13 protein-coding genes and 1 pseudogene are annotated in these 15,838 nt (G+C 61.9%); 8 read left to right on the plus strand and 6 right to left on the minus strand.

What is annotated here, in order from left to right; genetic code table 11:
- Nucleotides 1-16 precede the first annotated feature (16 nt).
- The 4 genes from ADADO0_RS17680 to ADADO0_RS17695 are packed head-to-tail and all read right to left on the minus strand — an operon-like array spanning nucleotide 17 to nucleotide 4,599.
- Nucleotides 17-1,057, minus strand: a complete 1,041-nt coding sequence (locus tag ADADO0_RS17680; RefSeq protein WP_511306506.1) for an ABC transporter ATP-binding protein — start codon at nucleotides 1,055-1,057, stop codon at nucleotides 17-19.
- The gene (locus tag ADADO0_RS17685) at nucleotides 1,057-1,944 is read right to left on the minus strand and encodes an ABC transporter permease (protein WP_511306507.1); all 888 of its coding nucleotides are present in this window, start codon (nucleotides 1,942-1,944) and stop codon (nucleotides 1,057-1,059) included. Before ADADO0_RS17685 ends, ADADO0_RS17680 begins: the two co-directional genes overlap by 1 nt.
- Before the next feature lie 3 nt (nucleotides 1,945-1,947).
- Nucleotides 1,948-2,892 (minus strand): ABC transporter permease, encoded by a 945-nt coding sequence (locus ADADO0_RS17690; RefSeq protein ID WP_511306508.1) that lies wholly within the window; start codon nucleotides 2,890-2,892, stop codon nucleotides 1,948-1,950.
- 54 nt (nucleotides 2,893-2,946) lie between these two features.
- Nucleotides 2,947-4,599 (minus strand): ABC transporter substrate-binding protein, encoded by a 1,653-nt coding sequence (locus ADADO0_RS17695; RefSeq protein ID WP_511306509.1) that lies wholly within the window; start codon nucleotides 4,597-4,599, stop codon nucleotides 2,947-2,949.
- Nucleotides 4,600-4,884: 285 nt separating this feature from the next.
- On the opposite strand from ADADO0_RS17695, the gene ADADO0_RS17700 reads away from it, so the two are divergent.
- From ADADO0_RS17700 to ADADO0_RS17725, 6 genes are all read left to right on the plus strand, one after another.
- A complete protein-coding gene (locus tag ADADO0_RS17700; RefSeq protein WP_511306510.1) occupies nucleotides 4,885-5,568 on the plus strand; it encodes an aspartate/glutamate racemase family protein in 684 nt (227 codons plus the stop codon).
- Between the two features lie 411 nt (nucleotides 5,569-5,979).
- Nucleotides 5,980-8,172, plus strand: coding sequence for a putative bifunctional diguanylate cyclase/phosphodiesterase (locus ADADO0_RS17705; RefSeq protein WP_511306554.1), 2,193 nt, complete (start codon nucleotides 5,980-5,982; stop codon nucleotides 8,170-8,172).
- Nucleotides 8,169-9,938 (plus strand): circadian clock protein KaiC, encoded by a 1,770-nt coding sequence (gene kaiC / locus ADADO0_RS17710; RefSeq protein WP_511306511.1) that lies wholly within the window; start codon nucleotides 8,169-8,171, stop codon nucleotides 9,936-9,938. The genes ADADO0_RS17705 and kaiC overlap by 4 nt, the downstream gene beginning before the upstream one ends.
- Nucleotides 9,922-10,278, plus strand: a complete 357-nt coding sequence (locus tag ADADO0_RS17715; RefSeq protein ID WP_511306512.1) for a circadian clock KaiB family protein — start codon at nucleotides 9,922-9,924, stop codon at nucleotides 10,276-10,278. Before kaiC ends, ADADO0_RS17715 begins: the two co-directional genes overlap by 17 nt.
- A gap of 390 nt (nucleotides 10,279-10,668) precedes the next feature.
- The gene (locus ADADO0_RS17720; protein WP_511304659.1) at nucleotides 10,669-11,205 is read left to right on the plus strand and encodes a hypothetical protein; all 537 of its coding nucleotides are present in this window, start codon (nucleotides 10,669-10,671) and stop codon (nucleotides 11,203-11,205) included.
- 181 nt (nucleotides 11,206-11,386) lie between these two features.
- Nucleotides 11,387-12,889, plus strand: a complete 1,503-nt coding sequence (locus ADADO0_RS17725; protein ID WP_511306513.1) for an MFS transporter — start codon at nucleotides 11,387-11,389, stop codon at nucleotides 12,887-12,889.
- A 265-nt stretch (nucleotides 12,890-13,154) separates the two neighbouring features.
- Here the strand turns inward: ADADO0_RS17725 and ADADO0_RS17730 are convergent, their stop codons facing one another.
- Nucleotides 13,155-13,562, minus strand: a complete 408-nt coding sequence (locus ADADO0_RS17730) for a tautomerase family protein (RefSeq protein WP_511306514.1) — start codon at nucleotides 13,560-13,562, stop codon at nucleotides 13,155-13,157.
- A 97-nt stretch (nucleotides 13,563-13,659) separates the two neighbouring features.
- On the opposite strand from ADADO0_RS17730, the gene ADADO0_RS17735 reads away from it, so the two are divergent.
- Together ADADO0_RS17735 and ADADO0_RS17740 are read left to right on the plus strand one after the other, a co-directional pair.
- Entirely contained in the window at nucleotides 13,660-14,544 is an 885-nt protein-coding gene (locus ADADO0_RS17735; RefSeq protein WP_511306515.1) for a LysR family transcriptional regulator, read from the plus strand.
- Between the two features lie 95 nt (nucleotides 14,545-14,639).
- Nucleotides 14,640-14,848, plus strand: a pseudogene (locus ADADO0_RS17740) (IS5/IS1182 family transposase); the annotation flags it as partial.
- 94 nt (nucleotides 14,849-14,942) lie between these two features.
- Here ADADO0_RS17740 and ADADO0_RS17745 read toward each other — a convergent pair.
- Nucleotides 14,943-15,701 (minus strand): IclR family transcriptional regulator, encoded by a 759-nt coding sequence (locus ADADO0_RS17745; protein ID WP_511306516.1) that lies wholly within the window; start codon nucleotides 15,699-15,701, stop codon nucleotides 14,943-14,945.
- Between the last annotated feature and the right edge of the window lie 137 nt (nucleotides 15,702-15,838).

A 15,838-nucleotide genomic window follows, 5' to 3' on the forward strand; every position in this document is an offset into this window, starting at 1 on the left:
AGCAGCGCGCGCCCTCTCACGCCACCGCCCCCATCTGCGGGGCCTGGCTGTGGCCGGAGTTCGGGATCACCATGAAGCATGCCGCCCTGTGCCCTGCGGCATAGACCGGTGACAGTGCCGGAGCAGTCTGCGCGCACACCGGCTCTGCGAAAGGGCAGCGGGTGTGGAAGCGGCAGCCGGAGGGCGGGTCGATGGGGTTGGGCGGGTCGCCTGAGATGGGCGGAACCATGGTGCGATTGCTCGGGTCCATCGCCGGCATGGCCGCGAGCAGGGCGCGGGTATAGGGGTGGGCAGGCGCGTCATAGACCGCATCCACCGGCCCCAACTCCACCACCTGCCCGAGATACATGACCAGCACGCGGTCCGAGATGTAGCGCACCACGTTCAGGTCGTGGCTGATGAAGAGATAGGTGAGGCCGAGGTCGCGCTTCAGGTCGCTGAGCAGGTTGAGAACCTGCGCCTCCACTGACTTGTCCAGCGCGGACACGGCCTCGTCCAGAATGACGAGGCGCGGCTTGAGGGCGAGCGCGCGGGCGATATTGACGCGCTGGCGCTGGCCGCCGGAGACCTCGTGGGGATAGCGGTTTGCGAACACCTCGGGGCGCAGGCCGACCTTGCTGAGCAGTTCGCGGGCGAGATCACGCGCGGCCTGGTCCGCGATGCCGTGCACCTTCGGGCCGAAGGCGATGGAATCCTCGATGGTGAGGCGCGGGTTCAGCGACGCATAGCTGTCCTGAAACACCATCTGCATGCCGCGCCGAAGCTCGCGCAGACTGAGGTTTTCGCCCACCAGCTGCCCGTCAAAAAGGATGTCGCCGGAATTGCGCGGCATCAGGTGCATGAGCAGTCGCGCGGTGGTGGACTTGCCACAGCCGCTTTCGCCCACGATGCCCACCGTCTCGCCCTTGCCCACGGCGAAGGACACATCGTCCACCGCCCGCACGATCTTCTTCTCAGCAAACAGACCGCCGCCGATGGGGAAGTGTTTGGTGAGGTTTTTGACGTCCAGCAGAGGCTGGGCGGCGCCTCCGAGGTCTGGGATCGGCTCAAGGCTCATCAATTGCGGATGTCCATGGCACTGCGCAGCCCGTCGCTGAGCATATTGAAGCAGATGGAGACGGCGAAGATCATCACGCCGGGCAGTGCCGCAACGCCCGGATTGACGTAGATGGCCGTGCGCAGGGTGTTCAGCATGAGGCCCCACTCCGGCTCCGGCGGCTTTGTCCCGAGACCAAGAAACGAGAGCCCGGCCGCCAGGATCATGGAGACCGAGATGAGCCCCGTCGAATAGACGAAGATCGGGCCGAGTACGTTGCCCAGCATGTGCACGCGCATGATGGTGATCGGCCCCGCCCCCGAGGCGCGCGCGGCATCCACGAAGTCGAGATTGCGCACGCCGGTGGTCACACTCTCCGCGACGCGCGTGATCTGCGGGATGAAGACAATGGTCAGCGATACGATGGAATTTACGACGCCGGCGCCCAGGACGCCCGAGATGGCGATGGCCAGCAGCACTGAGGGAAAGGCGTAGAACACGTCGATGGTGCGCATGATGATGGTATTCACCCAGCCGCCGACATACCCCGCCACCAGCCCCAGCGTGGTGCCGATGCAGAAAGCGAGGACCACCGGCAGGATGCCGATGAGCAGCGAAAGGCGCCCGCCGTAGACCAGCCGTGAGAGCATATCGCGGCCGAGTTCATCACTGCCGAGAAGGTAGCCCGGGGTACCGATATGGCGCAGCCGGCGGACCATGGAGCCCTGGTAGGGGCTTGCCAGGCCGAGATAGGGCGCGAAGATTGCCGCAAGGAGGATCAGCAGCAGGATCGCCGCGCACACCATGCTGACGGGATCTCGCGAAATGCGGCGTCCCACCGTCGCCCAATAGCCGCGGGCCTTGTGCACGGGGGCCGCCTGGAGGCTGGCGTCTGATACAGCGCTCATGCCTCAGCTCCGCTTGATGCGCGGATCAATGGCCGCCTGGGCCACGTCCACGATGAGATTGAGGAAGACGAAGAACAGCGCCAGCACCAGGATCGTGCCCTGCAGCAGCGGCAGGTCGCGCTGGAAGATTGCAGAGTTGAGCAGGAATCCGGTGCCCGGCCAGGAGAACACTGTCTCGATCAGGATCGACCCGCCCAAGAGATAGCCGAGCTGCAGGCCCATCACGGCCACCGCCGTGGGGGCGGCATTCTTTACGATGTGGCGGAACACCTGCCGTTCCCGCAGGCCCTTGGAGCGCAGCGCTTCGACGAAATCCTGCGAGAGGATGTCGCCCGTCAGTGCCCGCACGGTGCGGGTAACGATGCCCATGGGGATCACCGACATGGTGACGGCGGGTAGGATCAGGAAGCGAATATGCTCCCAGTCCCATGCCCAGCCTCCAGGGCCGGCGCCCACAGCCGGCAGCCAATTAAGCGTCACGGAGAAGATGATGACCAGAACCATGCCGAGCCAGTAATGGGGCACGGAGACGCCGGTAACGGCGATAGATGTGGCAAGCTTATCCACCCAGGTGTTGCGGAAATAACCGGCCACCAGGCCGAAGAAGACGCCCAGAACGAAGCCGATGAGCGAGGCGGTGCAAGCGAGGATGAAGGTGTTTCCCACCGCCCGCATCACCTCGGTGAACACCGGACGCCCGGTGGCAATGGAGGTCCCGAGATCGCCGTGCACCGCCTTCCACATCCACAGCCCGAATTGCACAGGCAGCGGCCGGTCGAAGCCATAGGCAGCCCGAAGCTGGGCGGCCAGTTCCTGCGAGGCGTCCGGCGGCAGCACCGCCACCAGAGGATCTCCGGGGGTGATGTGCACCAGCAGGAAGCACACCAAAGCGACCGAGATCACGATCGGGATCACATAGACGATGCGTCGGGCGACGTAGACGAGCACGGGCCACCTTGAAACAGGGGAACGCGCGGGGCAGGGCGCCCCGCGCGGTAACGCTCAGGGCGTGATGGTGATGGGCGAGAAGTCGATGAACCAACTCTTGGGCTGGATCACGCCTTTCACCTTCGGGCTCATGGCACGCGGCCCGACGTCATGGGCGACATAGAGGAAGGCGGCATCGTCCACGGACGCTGCATGAAGTTCGGCCAGCGCTTTGTCGCGGGCTTCAGGATCGAAGGTGGAACGGGCCTTTTTCACCAGTTCATCGAACTGCGGATTGTTGTTGAAGCCCCAGTTGTTTGAGACCGGCGGTGCCATGCCGGACTGGAGAAAGCGCACCATGGCGAAGAACGGATCCATGGCTGCGTAGGTGACGTTGATTGCGTTGGAGCCGTTGGCGGTGGGGTCTTTCGCGCCGCGTCGCCAGTTGGTGAAGAGCGTGTTCCACTCGATAACGTCCAACTGAACGTCAAAATAGCACTCGCCCAGCGCCTGCTGGAGATACTCGTTCATCGGCAGCGGCAGCATCTGGCCGGAGCCGGAGGCCGAGGTCTGGATCTTCACCTTCAGCTTCTTGTCGGGGCCAAAGCCGGCCTCCTTCATCAGCTTCTGTCCTGCAGCCTGATCATATTTGATCTGGAATTTTACATCGCCGCGCCAGGGATGGCCGGGCTCGAACGTGCCGGTGGCTGGCACCATGAGGCCGCCGAGCAGGCCATCCTTCATGCTTTCGCGGTCCACGCAGAGGTTCGCTGCTTTGCGTGCCCGGATGTCGTTCCAGGGCGAGCCTTCGACGCGGGAGAACTGCCAGGGCCAGACGTGCGGCTGCTCGTTCTGATACAGTTGGAAGCCGCGCGATTTGATCTGCGGCAGCGCATCGGGTGCGGGCGCCTCGATCCAATCCACCTGCCCTGAGAGAAGGGCTGCGGTGCGGGCGTTGGCCTCTGGCATCGGCAGGAGGACCATCTTGTCGGTTTTGGGGACCCGCGCCTTGTCCCAATAGCCATCGTTCTTCGCCAGCTCAAGCCGCTCGCGCGGCGAGAGCTTGGTCATCTTCCAAGGCCCGGTGCCGGAGGCGTCGGAGGCGAAGGCCGTCCATGCGGCGGCAGCCTTGGCCTTTGCGTCGGCGCCGTCTGCCTTGTCATAGAGCGCCTGCCACTTGGCCGGGCTCGCCATGAATAGGTTGGTGAGATTGTAGGGCAGGAAGCTGTCCGGCTCCTTGGTGGTGAGTTCGACCGTGAAATCGTCGATCTTCTTAGCGGAGACCAGCGTGGGCATGCGCGAGGCGGTGACGCCCACCTGGCTGGCGTCGAACTGAGGCGCCTCCTTGTTCAGCACCTTGTCCACGTTCCACACCACCGCATCTGCGGTGAACGGCGAGCCGTCATGGAAGGTGACGCCGGGGCGCAGCTTGAAGGTCCATTTGGTCTTGTCGGCGTCGTCCACCTTCCACTCGGTGGCAAGGCCTGGAATGAGCACGCTGGGCTTCGTCGCGGAGGACAGATCCCAATTCACCAGCGGGTCGTACATGGTGAGGCCGGTGAAGCGGTTGCCCTCGAAGCCCTGGTCGGGTTGACCGAGCGTTCGGGGGATGTCCGCAGCGGTCATGCCGATACGCAAGGTGCTCTGGGCCAAGGCCGCGCCTGGAAGCGCGAGGGCCGGCGCGGCGAAGGCGGCGGAGGTTGCAAGCAACAGCGCGGCGGCCTTCATGCGCGATCCAGAGCGAAGCGAAAATGGGAGAAGCGGCATCTCGGGGCATCCCTTGTGAGCACGGCGAAGTTGTCTAGCAACTGCCGTGCCACGCTTCCCCACACCGTCTGTGCTGATTTTCCCTACGGAATGTCCGCTACGAAACGTCGGTATTTCGTCATCGAATTCTATTAACTGCTCATTTTGTATGCAATCTAATCTGCGCTGAGGGTGAAGCGGTCTTCCGGCGGGCCGTTGCGCATGCTTCTCTAAGCCCCCGATGTAGCGGATGGAGAAAGGGCGTCCTTGAAAGTCCTACTTCTTAACGGCAATATCACTGCAAGCGTCACCGAGCGGATGGTGGAATTGGTACGCGCCCGCTGCCCGCCGGATGTGCAGGTGCTTGGCGCGACGGCGCCCTTCGGCGCGCCTTATATCGCCACCCCCGCCACGGTCGCGGTCGCCGCACATGCATCGCTGGAAGCGATGCGGGCGGCAGTGGAACAGGAGAGGGTTGCCGGGCGCGCGCCGTTCGACGTGTGCTTTTACGCCTGCTTCGGCGAGCCGGGCATCGAATCACTGCGGGAGGTGGCGGGTTTTCCTGTCGTCGGCATGGCGGAGGCCTCCATTCTCACGGCCCTCCAGCTCGGCGCGCGGTTTTCCATCGTCACGGTGGGTGCGGCCTGGCCGGCCATGCTGCGCGATCTGATGCGGCGACTGGCCCTGGACGCGCGCTGTGCCGGCATCGCGGTCGTGCCTGGAGAGGCGCTTTCGCTGGCGGGCAGCCGGGAGCAGGGCACGCAGGCGGTGCGGGCGGTGGTGGGGCATGTGCTCGCCGCTCAGGGGCCGGATGTGGTGATCGTGGCAGGCGCCGCCCTTGCCGGTCATGCCCAGGTCCTGTCGGGAGAACTGTCGGTTCCCGTCCTGGATTCGCTTATAGCAGGGTTCGAACAGGCGCTGGCCCTGGGGCGGCTGAGAAGGTTCAATTGAACCAACGAGCACTGCCTAAAAACCAGCTAAGTGAACCGCCCCGGGTTCACTGGAGTCCATTGGTTTGTGTCACTCCGCCATTTCACCTAAATGCTATCTCAACTCATTCTCGAATTCATAAAAAGTTTTCCTGTCGCCGGCGATTTCTGATCCAATCAGCTCTTCATTCGCAGGAAGTTTGCGTTGCTAAAATAAATCGCCTAGCATTTATTATCACTGATGGGGTTTTTGGTAGCCGGCGACTGATGGTCGGTCGATGACCTCGCTGGCCTGGGACTTCACTTATTTTCCAACATTTTGAGCGGCAACTATCATGAGCAGCGCGAGGCATAGATCTTGCCATATCGCCCGGCTTGGAGCCGCCAAGACCGCCTGCCCACGACCGGCACCGTGATAGACCCCTCACTCCATATGAGTTGGAATGCGCTGGCAGCGACCTCGTGCCCCGTTCTGCTGACGGATGCGACCCAATCGGATAATCCGATAACATATGCGAACGCAGCCTTCAGCGCTCTGTTTGGCTACGATATGGCGGAGATCGTCGGACGAAACTGCCGTTTCCTCCAGGGCCCGGATACCAACCCCGCGACAAAAGCGGAAATCCGTCTCGCGATTGAAGCTGGCGAAGGAATCCGGCGCGAAATACTCAACTATTGCAAGGACGGGACGCCGTTCTGGAACGATCTGACCATTGATCCCATCAAGGACGCGGCAGGTCGAGTGACCGGTTTCATAGGTATCCAGCACCGGTCGGACGCCGTCCATGTGGCGATGGAGGAAAAGGCCGAAGCGGAAATCCGCCTCGAAAGCATCGCCGACCATATTCCCGGCTATCTCTATCGGCGTGTCATGCGGACCGATGGCACCGTCGAACTGGTCTATTGCAGCCCGTCGATCGGCAAGCTCCTTGGTATCGAGGCGCCCGATGTCTCGCGCTTGGTCTATGAGCATGTCCATCCCGACGATCGCGCTGCGTTACTCGCCGCCATTCGAAGTTCGGCGGCAAATATGTCGATATTCCGGGAAGAGTTCCGGCTCATTTCATCCGACGGTACCGTGCATTGGCTTCGCAGCGATGCGCCGCCTCGGCGAATGGCAAACGGTGAGGTCTTTTGGGATGGCCTGGCTATCGAGTTCAGCGCCGAAAAAAAATGGGAAAGCGAAATCGCTAACCTTGCTTTGCGCGATCATCTGACAGGCCTTCTGACGCGGCAGACCTGGCGGCAAGCGATTGCGATGCAACTCTGTGGCGGCGTTGGCGCCTCCCGGCAGTGCGGCGTGCTCTATATCGATATCGTCGCTTTCCACGAACTCAACGCGAGACTTGGCGCCCGCGCCGGAGACGAGATTTTGCGTGAAGCCGCGCACAGGCTCGCCACGATCGCCGAATCCGTGGCCGGCATTTCTGCCCGTCTCGCGGGAGACGAATTCGCACTATTGGTCCCTGGCTGCACGGGAAACGACGCGCTTTCTCTTCTTGCCCAGTCTTCTGGCGAGATACTGGGCCACCCCATCGGGGTCGACGGCGAGAGCATCGCCATCAGCACCTGCATAGGCGGTACCGTCTATTCCTACAGCGAGATCAACGACGCATCCGACACCGACATTGCGAGCGAACTGAACGCGCAAGCTGAGCTTGCGTTGCGCCTGGCGAAACAGGAAGGCAGCGGGTCTCTTGTTCTGTATACACCCGAGCGGGACGACCGCTTTCAAAATCAGGCCATCCTGGCCCGCTCGCTTAAAAATGCCATCGAGAGCGATCAGCTCGAACTCCATTATCAGCCTCTCGTCGATCTTGCCTCCGGCCGCGTCGTCGCCGCCGAGGCCTTGGTCCGATGGAAGCATCCGACCTTAGGGATGCAACGGCCCGATCTGTTCATTCCAATGGCGGAAAAGCAGGGGTTGATCGTGCCGCTGGGCCGGTGGGTGCTTGAGCAGGCCTTGCGGCAGCACAAGGCGTGGCACGACGCCGGGCTGTCGCCTCCGCCCATTTCGATCAACGTATCGGGCAATCAACTGATCGAGCCGGGGTTCGCAGCCACCGTTGAGGACGCGTTGAACGCCATCGGCGCGAGAGCCAGCGATTTTGAACTCGAGCTGACGGAGGGGCTTCTGATCGAGCCGTCTCCACCGATCCTGGCATCGCTTCACGCTCTGCGCAGCATGGGTTTCACCATCACCATCGACGATTTCGGCAGCGGGCATGCGTCGTTCAGATATCTGCGCGACTTTCCGGTCGATAAGGTCAAACTTGATCAGGTTTTCGTCCGAAAGCTGGTGCTGGAATCCGCAGATGCTTTGATCATCCGGGCTGTCATCTCATTGGCGCGTAGCATGGGAATAGGGTTCGTTGCCGAGGGCATCGAAACCGAGCCGCAACGCGATTTCCTCCACCAAGAGGGTTGCCCGATCGGTCAGGGCTATTTCTTCAGCATGCCCCTCGTCGCGGAGGACTTTACCTGGATGCTTGCCAACAAACTCCGCCTCCCGTTGCGCGGGCCTGCGCAATACCCCCCTGCGGAAAGAGGCGAGGAAACGAGGGAAGACACGCGGATGAGGGAAGACTTGGGAATGCGGGAAGAATTGGGAGCGGAGACAGCATGAGTGCCCTGGCATCCAGCGACCATCCCCAGCCCACGGTCCGAAGTCAGGCGATCCCCAAGGTGATCACCGGCATCGAGGGGTTCGACGAGATCAGCCGCGGCGGGCTTCCACGCGGCCGGCTGACGGCAATTATCGGCGCCCCCGGCGCGGGCAAGACGGTCTTCGCCTTACAGACTCTCGCCAATCGGCTCGCGCACCTCGGCGAGCCCTGCATCTTTGTCACCTTCGAGGAGCCGGTCGGCCGCATCCGTGCCAATGTCACATCGTTCGACTGGCCGGCGGAAGCCCTGGACGAGGATCGCTTTTATTTCATTGACGCGCGCGTCCCAGAAGATGCGGTTGTCGCGGGGGCATTCGATTTGCTGGGCCTGCTGGCCGGGCTGACGGCGCTGAAGGACGAGATCGGCGCGCGCAACATCGTTTTCGACGGCATCGATATGCTGCTGAGCAGCTTGCGCGACGAGCGGCTGGAGCGGCAGGAGTTGCTCCGTCTGGATGCCTGGATCCAACGATCAGATGTGTCGGCGATCGTGACGGTCAAGAGCTTCGGGACCGGCGACCGGGATCAGGCTCGCGCCGACTTCCTGCAATACATGACGGACTGCTCGGTCATCCTGGTGGAGACCGTCACCGCCACGGGGTCGTCCCGGACAATCCGCATCGCGAAATATCGCGGGTCCGGCTTCGCGGCCAACCCCGTGCCGGTGGTGATCGGAGAGTCGGGTATCGACGTCATCGCCTTCAAGGCCGCGCGCATCGGCTATCCCACCTTTGAGGACCGCCTCTCCACCGGCGTCGGGCGGCTGGATGCGCTTCTCAACGGTGGATACATCCGCGGCAGCAGCACGTTGATTTCCGGCTCCCCGGGCACCTCGAAGACCAGCCTGGGCGTGAGTTTCGCGACCACGGCCTGCGCCCGCGGCGAACGGGCGCTGCTGGTTAGCTTTGACGAGAGCGTCTCGCAGATCGTCGCGAACATGCGATCCATAGGGATCGATCTGGCGCCGCATCTCAAATCCGGGCTCCTCACCATTGCCTCTCTGCTGTCTGCCGGGCGCAGTCCGGAAGAGCATCTCACCAACATCCGAAACCTGATGAAGGTGGAGCGGCCGGATTGTCTCGTGGTGGATCCGATTTCTGCCTTGATGAAGGCCGATTATCCGTTCTCCGGAATGATCTGCGAGAATCTCCTCGACATGGCGAAGTCTCAAGGAACCACGGTTGTTTGCACCTCCTTGCTGGACCACGTCAGCGGCAACGCCGAGCTTTCGGCCAGTGAGGTTTCAACAATCGCGGACACTTGGCTGCATGTGTCCTATGTGGCGCGGGACGGCGAACGAAACCGTGCCCTCACCATCATCAAGTCTCGCGGCACCGGTCATTCCAATCAGGTCCGCGAGTTGGTGCTGAATTCATCGGGCATCGATCTTGTCGACGTGTATGTGGTGGAGGGCGAAGTGCTCATGGGCAGCGCGCGGTCACAGAAGGAAGCGGAGGCTGAACGCCTTCATGCCGCAGAGGAGATCGCGGCGGAACGGCAGGCACTCAATCTTGAGCGGGAATTGTCGCAGGCCCGTGCTGAGGTGGAGGCGGCGACGCTGGAACTCGGTTGGAAACAGCGCGAGGTCGAACTGGCGAAGACCGCACAGAAAAGCCGCCTCGAAGGTGGGCGGGTCGCGGCAAGGCAGCGGCTGAACCTGAGGCGTGTCGGCGACGACCACCCGGCGTTTGATCCGCTTTTGACGCCAGATGCAGGCGGACGATAGCGTGGAACCCGCCCCCCTCACTTCTGCCGCCGCTGCGTCCGCGACTTCTAACGGCGGAGCGAGGCCCCCTAGCCTTCGGCTATATGTCGCGCGCGCGACCCCAAACTCGGTCCGCGCTGAGCATAATTTATCAGTGATAATGGAGAGTCTGGGAGATGGCGTTGCTCCGCCAACGGTGGAGATCATCGACGTCTTCTTGCATCCAAAGCGCGCGATTAAAGATGGCGTCGTCGTTACACCCACACTTATCGGCTTTAATCTCAATAAGCGGGTTGTATTGATGGGAGACCTCGGCGATCACGCACAAATAAGGTGTTTCATCCAGGATTTAAAACAGTAATATTTTACATCGTGGTGCCGGCTATGAAGCCCAATACGTCAGAAAGAATGGCCGCGATAATCAGACCGAACCAATAGAGCGGCTCACGCTTGGCGGCGGGGCCTATCCCTATCCATATTCTGAGAAGGCTGTCGCTGGCACCACGCAGCGGTTCTCGGCGCCTAGCCGCCGCTGCCAATGCGGTATCCAAGTTTTGCGTACACTGGTGACGCCGGTGTCGGGGGCTTCCGGCGATCTCAAATGTTCGATCGGTGTTGGCATGCCCTAGGTCAGGCGAGCGAATTCGATGGTGCCGCCGATGTTGCGCGCGACCGGAGTTGGGCGGTCAGGGTCGGCACGGCCCTATCGGCGCCCACAGCATCGTGCCGCGCGGTTCGCGACGACGCGGCCATGTGGTTTGTCATTCCCGTCAATGTGTCGTTGCGATACAACTCCGTTCGATTTCAAGAACGAACAATAGGCACCGACACGATGAAAACGCTGAGTTTGATTTTGCTCTGCAATGCCATGACCATTTCTGTCGCCTCCGCTCAGGCGCCCGACATGAAAGGTGATTGGGTCGGCAAGACCAATACGATCGTCGCCGGCGTGGGTGGCCCGCACTGGCCGGACAGCAAGGGCACATGGGCAAAGCCTTTGCTGGCGCAGCGGGACATCACGCTCCGCATTGTCGGTCAGGACGACCGCCGCTTCTGGGGCGAGAGCGTCATTGCCGGCGACGCGGCCTCGGGCGGCGCGGTGACGTCAGAACCCTTCATCGGAACCCTCTCAAAAGGTGGCGACAGGGTGATGATGACGGACACGGACGGCTATTTTCTCGGTGACCTGTCCGGCACCACGCTTTCCTATTGTTATCTTCAGGCCGGCGCCCGGCAGGTCAATGATAAGCCGGCCGTCGCGACCTGCAACGATGTGACGAAACGCTGATTGCTTCCCTGCGGCGGCGGCCCCGCCTCCCCCTCGGGTGAGGCGGGCCTTTCTGCTTCAGTCCATGCAGGCGCGTGCATCATTCTCGCAGGATGCTCCGACGGACCCCACAGTGGCCTGCCGACCGGATCGAACGTGATCGGCCGGCACAGATGCCGTCTCCCAGTCATTCGGAACCTGAATGTCTCGTCTCATGGCCCGGCTGATGACAGAGCCCGCTCCACTCGCCTGGCTTGAACGTCGGTCCTGGCATATCTGGCTTGTCGTCGGCCTCGTCTCTATGGGCGCATTTATCGGGCAACTCGACGCCACGATCGTCCAACTCGCCTTGCCAACTCTTGGGCACCAGTTCGATGTGTCGCTTCAGCATGTGAGCTGGATCGCGCTTTCGTATCTCGCGGCCTTCGTTGCCTTTCTGCCGATCTGCGGCCGCCTGTGCGAAATGTTTGGCCGCAAGACGCTGTATATCTTCGGGTACCTTATCTTCATCGCCGCCAGCGCCCTGTGCGGCTTTGCGTCCAGTTTTGAGCAACTGGTGATCTTCCGCTTTCTGCAGGGGGTGGGCGGGTCGCTCCTCGGCGCCAACAGCATTTCGATCCTGGTTAAAACGGTCTCGCCGGCGCAGCGAGGACGGGCACTTGGCTTGTTTGCGGCGGCTCAGGCGGTGGGCATGAGCGCGGGCCCGGTACTGGGCGGGCTTCTGCTCGCGACGCTCGGATGGCAATGGATCTTCTGGCTCACCGTGCCTTTCGGCGCGCTGGCCGTTGTCCTTGGCTGGCTGGCCCTGCCTCGTAGCACCGACACGCAGCCGAACCGCGCCTTCGACTGGGGTGGGTCCCTGCTGATCGGGCCGGCTCTGATCCTGACCGTGACTGTGCTCAACTATGTCTCCACCTGGGGGCTGGGCTCCCCCGCGACGCTCGGTAGCCTCGCCATGGCCGCCCTGTTGCTCGGGCTGCTGGTGCGGCGCGAGCGCACCTTCGCCGCGCCGCTGATCGATCCTGCCCTGTTCCGGAGCTGGTCGTTTTGCAGCGCTGCGGCCGGGGTGACGCTTGGCTACGCGCTGCTGTTCGGCATGTTCTTTCTCATGTCCTTCGCGCAGGGACACGGCTTCGGCGAGCCTCCCGGTACGGCCGGCCTGCACCTGGCCATCATTCCAGTCTCCATCGGGCTGACCGCTCCGTTCAGCAACATGGTGAAGGAGCGACTAGGGGGGCGCTGGGTCGGTCTGGCGGGCATGACGCTGAGCTTCATGGCGATTGCTCTGCTGTTTTGCACGCTCGGACGGGTCGAGGATCACCGTCTTTTCGACGGCATGGCCTATGCACTGTTCGGCGCCGGCATCGGCCTCTTCATCGCCCCCAACAATCAGGTGGCGATTGCGGCTGTACCGCCGGCCTTGTCGGGCCCCGCCGGTTCGCTGCTCAACCTCATGCGCGCGTTGGGAACCAGTCTCGGCGTTGCCGGCGGCGCGACCATGCTGGCGTTGAATCTGGACAGCGCCGATGGGGCACCACGCACATGGCTTTCTTCCAGCGGCACCGACATGGTCATCGCGGTCCGCCACACCCTGCCGCTGCTCGCAGGCATTGTTGTGCTGGCCGGCGTGGCAGCGTGGTTTGCCGCACGGAAGATGGCGTGTCTCGACAGGCGCCCCAAGGCGACGTCCGCCAAGGTTGGCTGATCGATCAATGCAAGGGGTCGGGCAATTGGGTGGCGTTTGATAGGACTTGTGTTGCACCGATGTTGTTGAAAAAGTGGGAGCACCACCACGGGAGAGGGCGGCGAAGGCCATAATCTCATCTGGTCCCGCCGCCGCAGCGGACTGAGACCGGGCACCTCAAGAAACCCCGCTCGGCCGAGCGGGGTTTCTTCATGATCAGCGTTGTCAGCGAGCCATCGCCACGGGAATACAAACAACTTTCTATTGTCAGGCAATAGGGTTGGGATCAGCCGTCTGTGCCGCGTTGCTGGGCGAGGGCCATGGCGAATACGCCGTTTCCAACGCTCCAGTCCGAATAGTCATTTTCGTGCATGAAAATGAAAATGTCCTTGGGGGACACGGCTGCATTCGCCTCCAGGTTCCTCGCAATCGCGGCATAGAGGGAGCGCTTCATGGCATCGCTTCTCCCTCTGCGCATGGTGATCTCCACGGTGATCAACTCACTTGAACGAGCGATTCCGTTGAAACCGCGGTCAAAAAAGAACTCTCCCTCCCGATACTCGGTCACGAGGTTGAACAGTTCGTCCTTGGGCATCCCGATGTTTTCGACCAGAGCGTCATGAATGCCTTGTACAATATTCATCTTGCGGGCGGGCTCAGTTCCTTGGGGCAATGCGGTTCTAACAAATGGCATGGTTCCACCTCGGCGTCTTTGACGATGGTGCCGTTTATCACGTACAAACCACTGAATATATTGACATATTGGCAGCTTTATTGTGACTATAACTCACATGAGAAGTCGCAAGAACATACCTGTCGCAGCGCTCCGCGCCTTTGAAGCCGCTGCGCGCCATGGCCAGCTTACGGCAGCCGCCGAGGAACTCGCCGTGACCCATGGGGCGATCAGCCGGCATGTCAGCCATCTTGAGGCATTCATCGGCACGCAGCTTTTCGAGGGTGCTCGCAATCGCCCGAAACTGACGGCGGAAGGCCGCGTGTTCGGCTTCGCACTAACTGCAGCGTTCGACCAGATAGAGGACGCGCTCCGCATTGTAGGGAAGGGTGATGACCACATTCTGGATGTGGCATGCCTCAGCACTTTCGCCATGCGGTGGCTTATTCCGCGCCTTTACGATTTTGCCGCGAAGTATCCGCAGTATGATGTGCGCCTTGCAACTGATGATCGCCCCCCACGCACGCAGATCGATGTTCATATATCGGTTCTATCGCCAGGCGATCCAATACCGGATAATGCCTCCCTCTTGTTTCAGGAGAAATTGGGGGTGATCGTTGCGCCGTCAGTTGCTGAAGCAAATGTGAATGGACGCAGAGCTTATACTGTCAATTATCCTCGACTGGAAACTCGAACACGCCCTCTCATCTGGCATGAGTGGTCGCGCCTCACGCGGCAGGATGAGCCGGATATGCCCTCCGCAACCAGAATTTTTGACCACTATCACCTCACTATCGAGGCTGCTCTGAGTGGCCTCGGTGCCGCAATAGCGCCATGGCATCTGGTCGCGGGAGACGTAGCATCCGGTCGGTTGATCGCGCCTTATGGATTCCTGTATAGCGATTATCGGTATGTCGTAAAGGTAGCTCGCCCTGGTCGTCGCAAGACAGAGCATTTCGTCAAGTGGCTGAAAGAAGCAATCGCTGCGTTTCCAGAGCAGTAATTAGCGATGTTTATACTGCGGCGGCCTAAGCGTCTGTTTTGAAACTCGGACGCCGTAGGATTCAAGAGACGCCCGTATTATGATTCAAGCTCTGGATGTGGACACCAGAGCACCGTGGCCGAATGGCCAGGATCGCCCGGAAAACGAAGCGCGATCCGTCGGATCTGACGGATGAGGAAAGGGAGCGGACGGCGCCGCTGATGCCGGCTCCCCGGCGTCGCGGTCGACCCCGGGAGGGTGAGTTCCGGATGTGATCAGCGTCGTGCGCTTCTGGTGCCCTTCGGGGTGCGGCTGGCGGACGCTGGCAACAGCGGAGCCATTGGCGGCGCGGCGCGTTGCCGGGTCTGAAGCCCGCCCTCTCGCTCACGCATGAAGACGATGAGGGCTCTGCGAAAGCCTTAGCGGGCGACCCAGGTTCCGCTGCGGGCGATGGCGGCCGAGATGGTGCGTCCGGCGCGGATCACGGCATCGCGGAAGCGGGCCGCTTCGCCTTTCAGGGCGTCCTCGCCCAGCACCAGGCTGACCCCGGCGATCACCTGCTTGTCCACCAGCACCGGCGCCGCGATGCCGGCGCGGCCGGGGGCGACTTCGGAGACGGTTTCGACGATGCCGGCCTTGCGAATGGCCCGCACTTCGGCCTTGAACGCCTTCCAGTCGCCGTGGCCCAGCCGGGCGCGGATGGTGTCCTCATTGTCGAGATAGACCCGCTTCAGCGCCCGGTCGTCGAGATGCGCCAGAACCACCTTGGAAGAGGCACCGGCGAACAACGGCATAGCCACCCCGCGCTCATAGGTGGTGATGGGATGCGGCGCCGTGCCGTGCTCCTGGTGCACGCACATCACCGTGTCCCGGTAGCGCCGGCAGAGGATGGCGGTGGCCTCCTGGGTTGTCTCGTCCAGTAGCGTCTTCAGCGCCTGCGACGCGAGCGGGATCAGCGTGTCGCCCTGCCGCAAGAGGCGGTCGTATTCGATGAAAGCGGGCCCCAGCACGTAGCCCGCGCCGATGACCGGATCGAGAAAGCCCGCGCCATAGAGGTCCTGCACATCGCGATAGGCGGAGCTTTGCGACACGCCGGTCTCGCGGGCGATCTCCTCCACGGTCCAGGGACCCTGCCGATCTCGAAACAGCCCCAGAACCTTGAGCACGCGACTGGCCAAACCCGCCTCCCCTTATTGATATATTGTCTCAATGAGAGAAAATATCAAAATTCGCAATAGGTGATAATACTGCTTGAACTGCCCGGTGAACAGGATTTATCTTTTTCGCAAAGGCGCACGCAGATGCGCCTCTCCCC

Source organism: Aquabacter sp., from assembly GCF_965279295.1.
GTDB lineage: Bacteria > Pseudomonadota > Alphaproteobacteria > Rhizobiales > Xanthobacteraceae > Aquabacter.

Coding starts and splice junctions, on each gene's coding strand:
- ADADO0_RS17680 (WP_511306506.1), bottom strand. CDS start 1,057: ATGAGCCTTGAGCCGATCCCAGACCTCGGAGGCGCCGCCCAGCCTCTG.
- ADADO0_RS17685 (WP_511306507.1), bottom strand. CDS start 1,944: ATGAGCGCTGTATCAGACGCCAGCCTCCAGGCGGCCCCCGTGCACAAG.
- ADADO0_RS17695 (WP_511306509.1), bottom strand. CDS start 4,599: ATGAAGGCCGCCGCGCTGTTGCTTGCAACCTCCGCCGCCTTCGCCGCG.
- ADADO0_RS17705 (WP_511306554.1), top strand. CDS start 5,980: ATGAGTTGGAATGCGCTGGCAGCGACCTCGTGCCCCGTTCTGCTGACG.
- kaiC (WP_511306511.1), top strand. CDS start 8,169: ATGAGTGCCCTGGCATCCAGCGACCATCCCCAGCCCACGGTCCGAAGT.
- ADADO0_RS17715 (WP_511306512.1), top strand. CDS start 9,922: ATGCAGGCGGACGATAGCGTGGAACCCGCCCCCCTCACTTCTGCCGCC.
- ADADO0_RS17720 (WP_511304659.1), top strand. CDS start 10,669: ATGTGGTTTGTCATTCCCGTCAATGTGTCGTTGCGATACAACTCCGTT.
- ADADO0_RS17725 (WP_511306513.1), top strand. CDS start 11,387: ATGTCTCGTCTCATGGCCCGGCTGATGACAGAGCCCGCTCCACTCGCC.
- ADADO0_RS17730 (WP_511306514.1), bottom strand. CDS start 13,562: ATGCCATTTGTTAGAACCGCATTGCCCCAAGGAACTGAGCCCGCCCGC.
- ADADO0_RS17735 (WP_511306515.1), top strand. CDS start 13,660: ATGAGAAGTCGCAAGAACATACCTGTCGCAGCGCTCCGCGCCTTTGAA.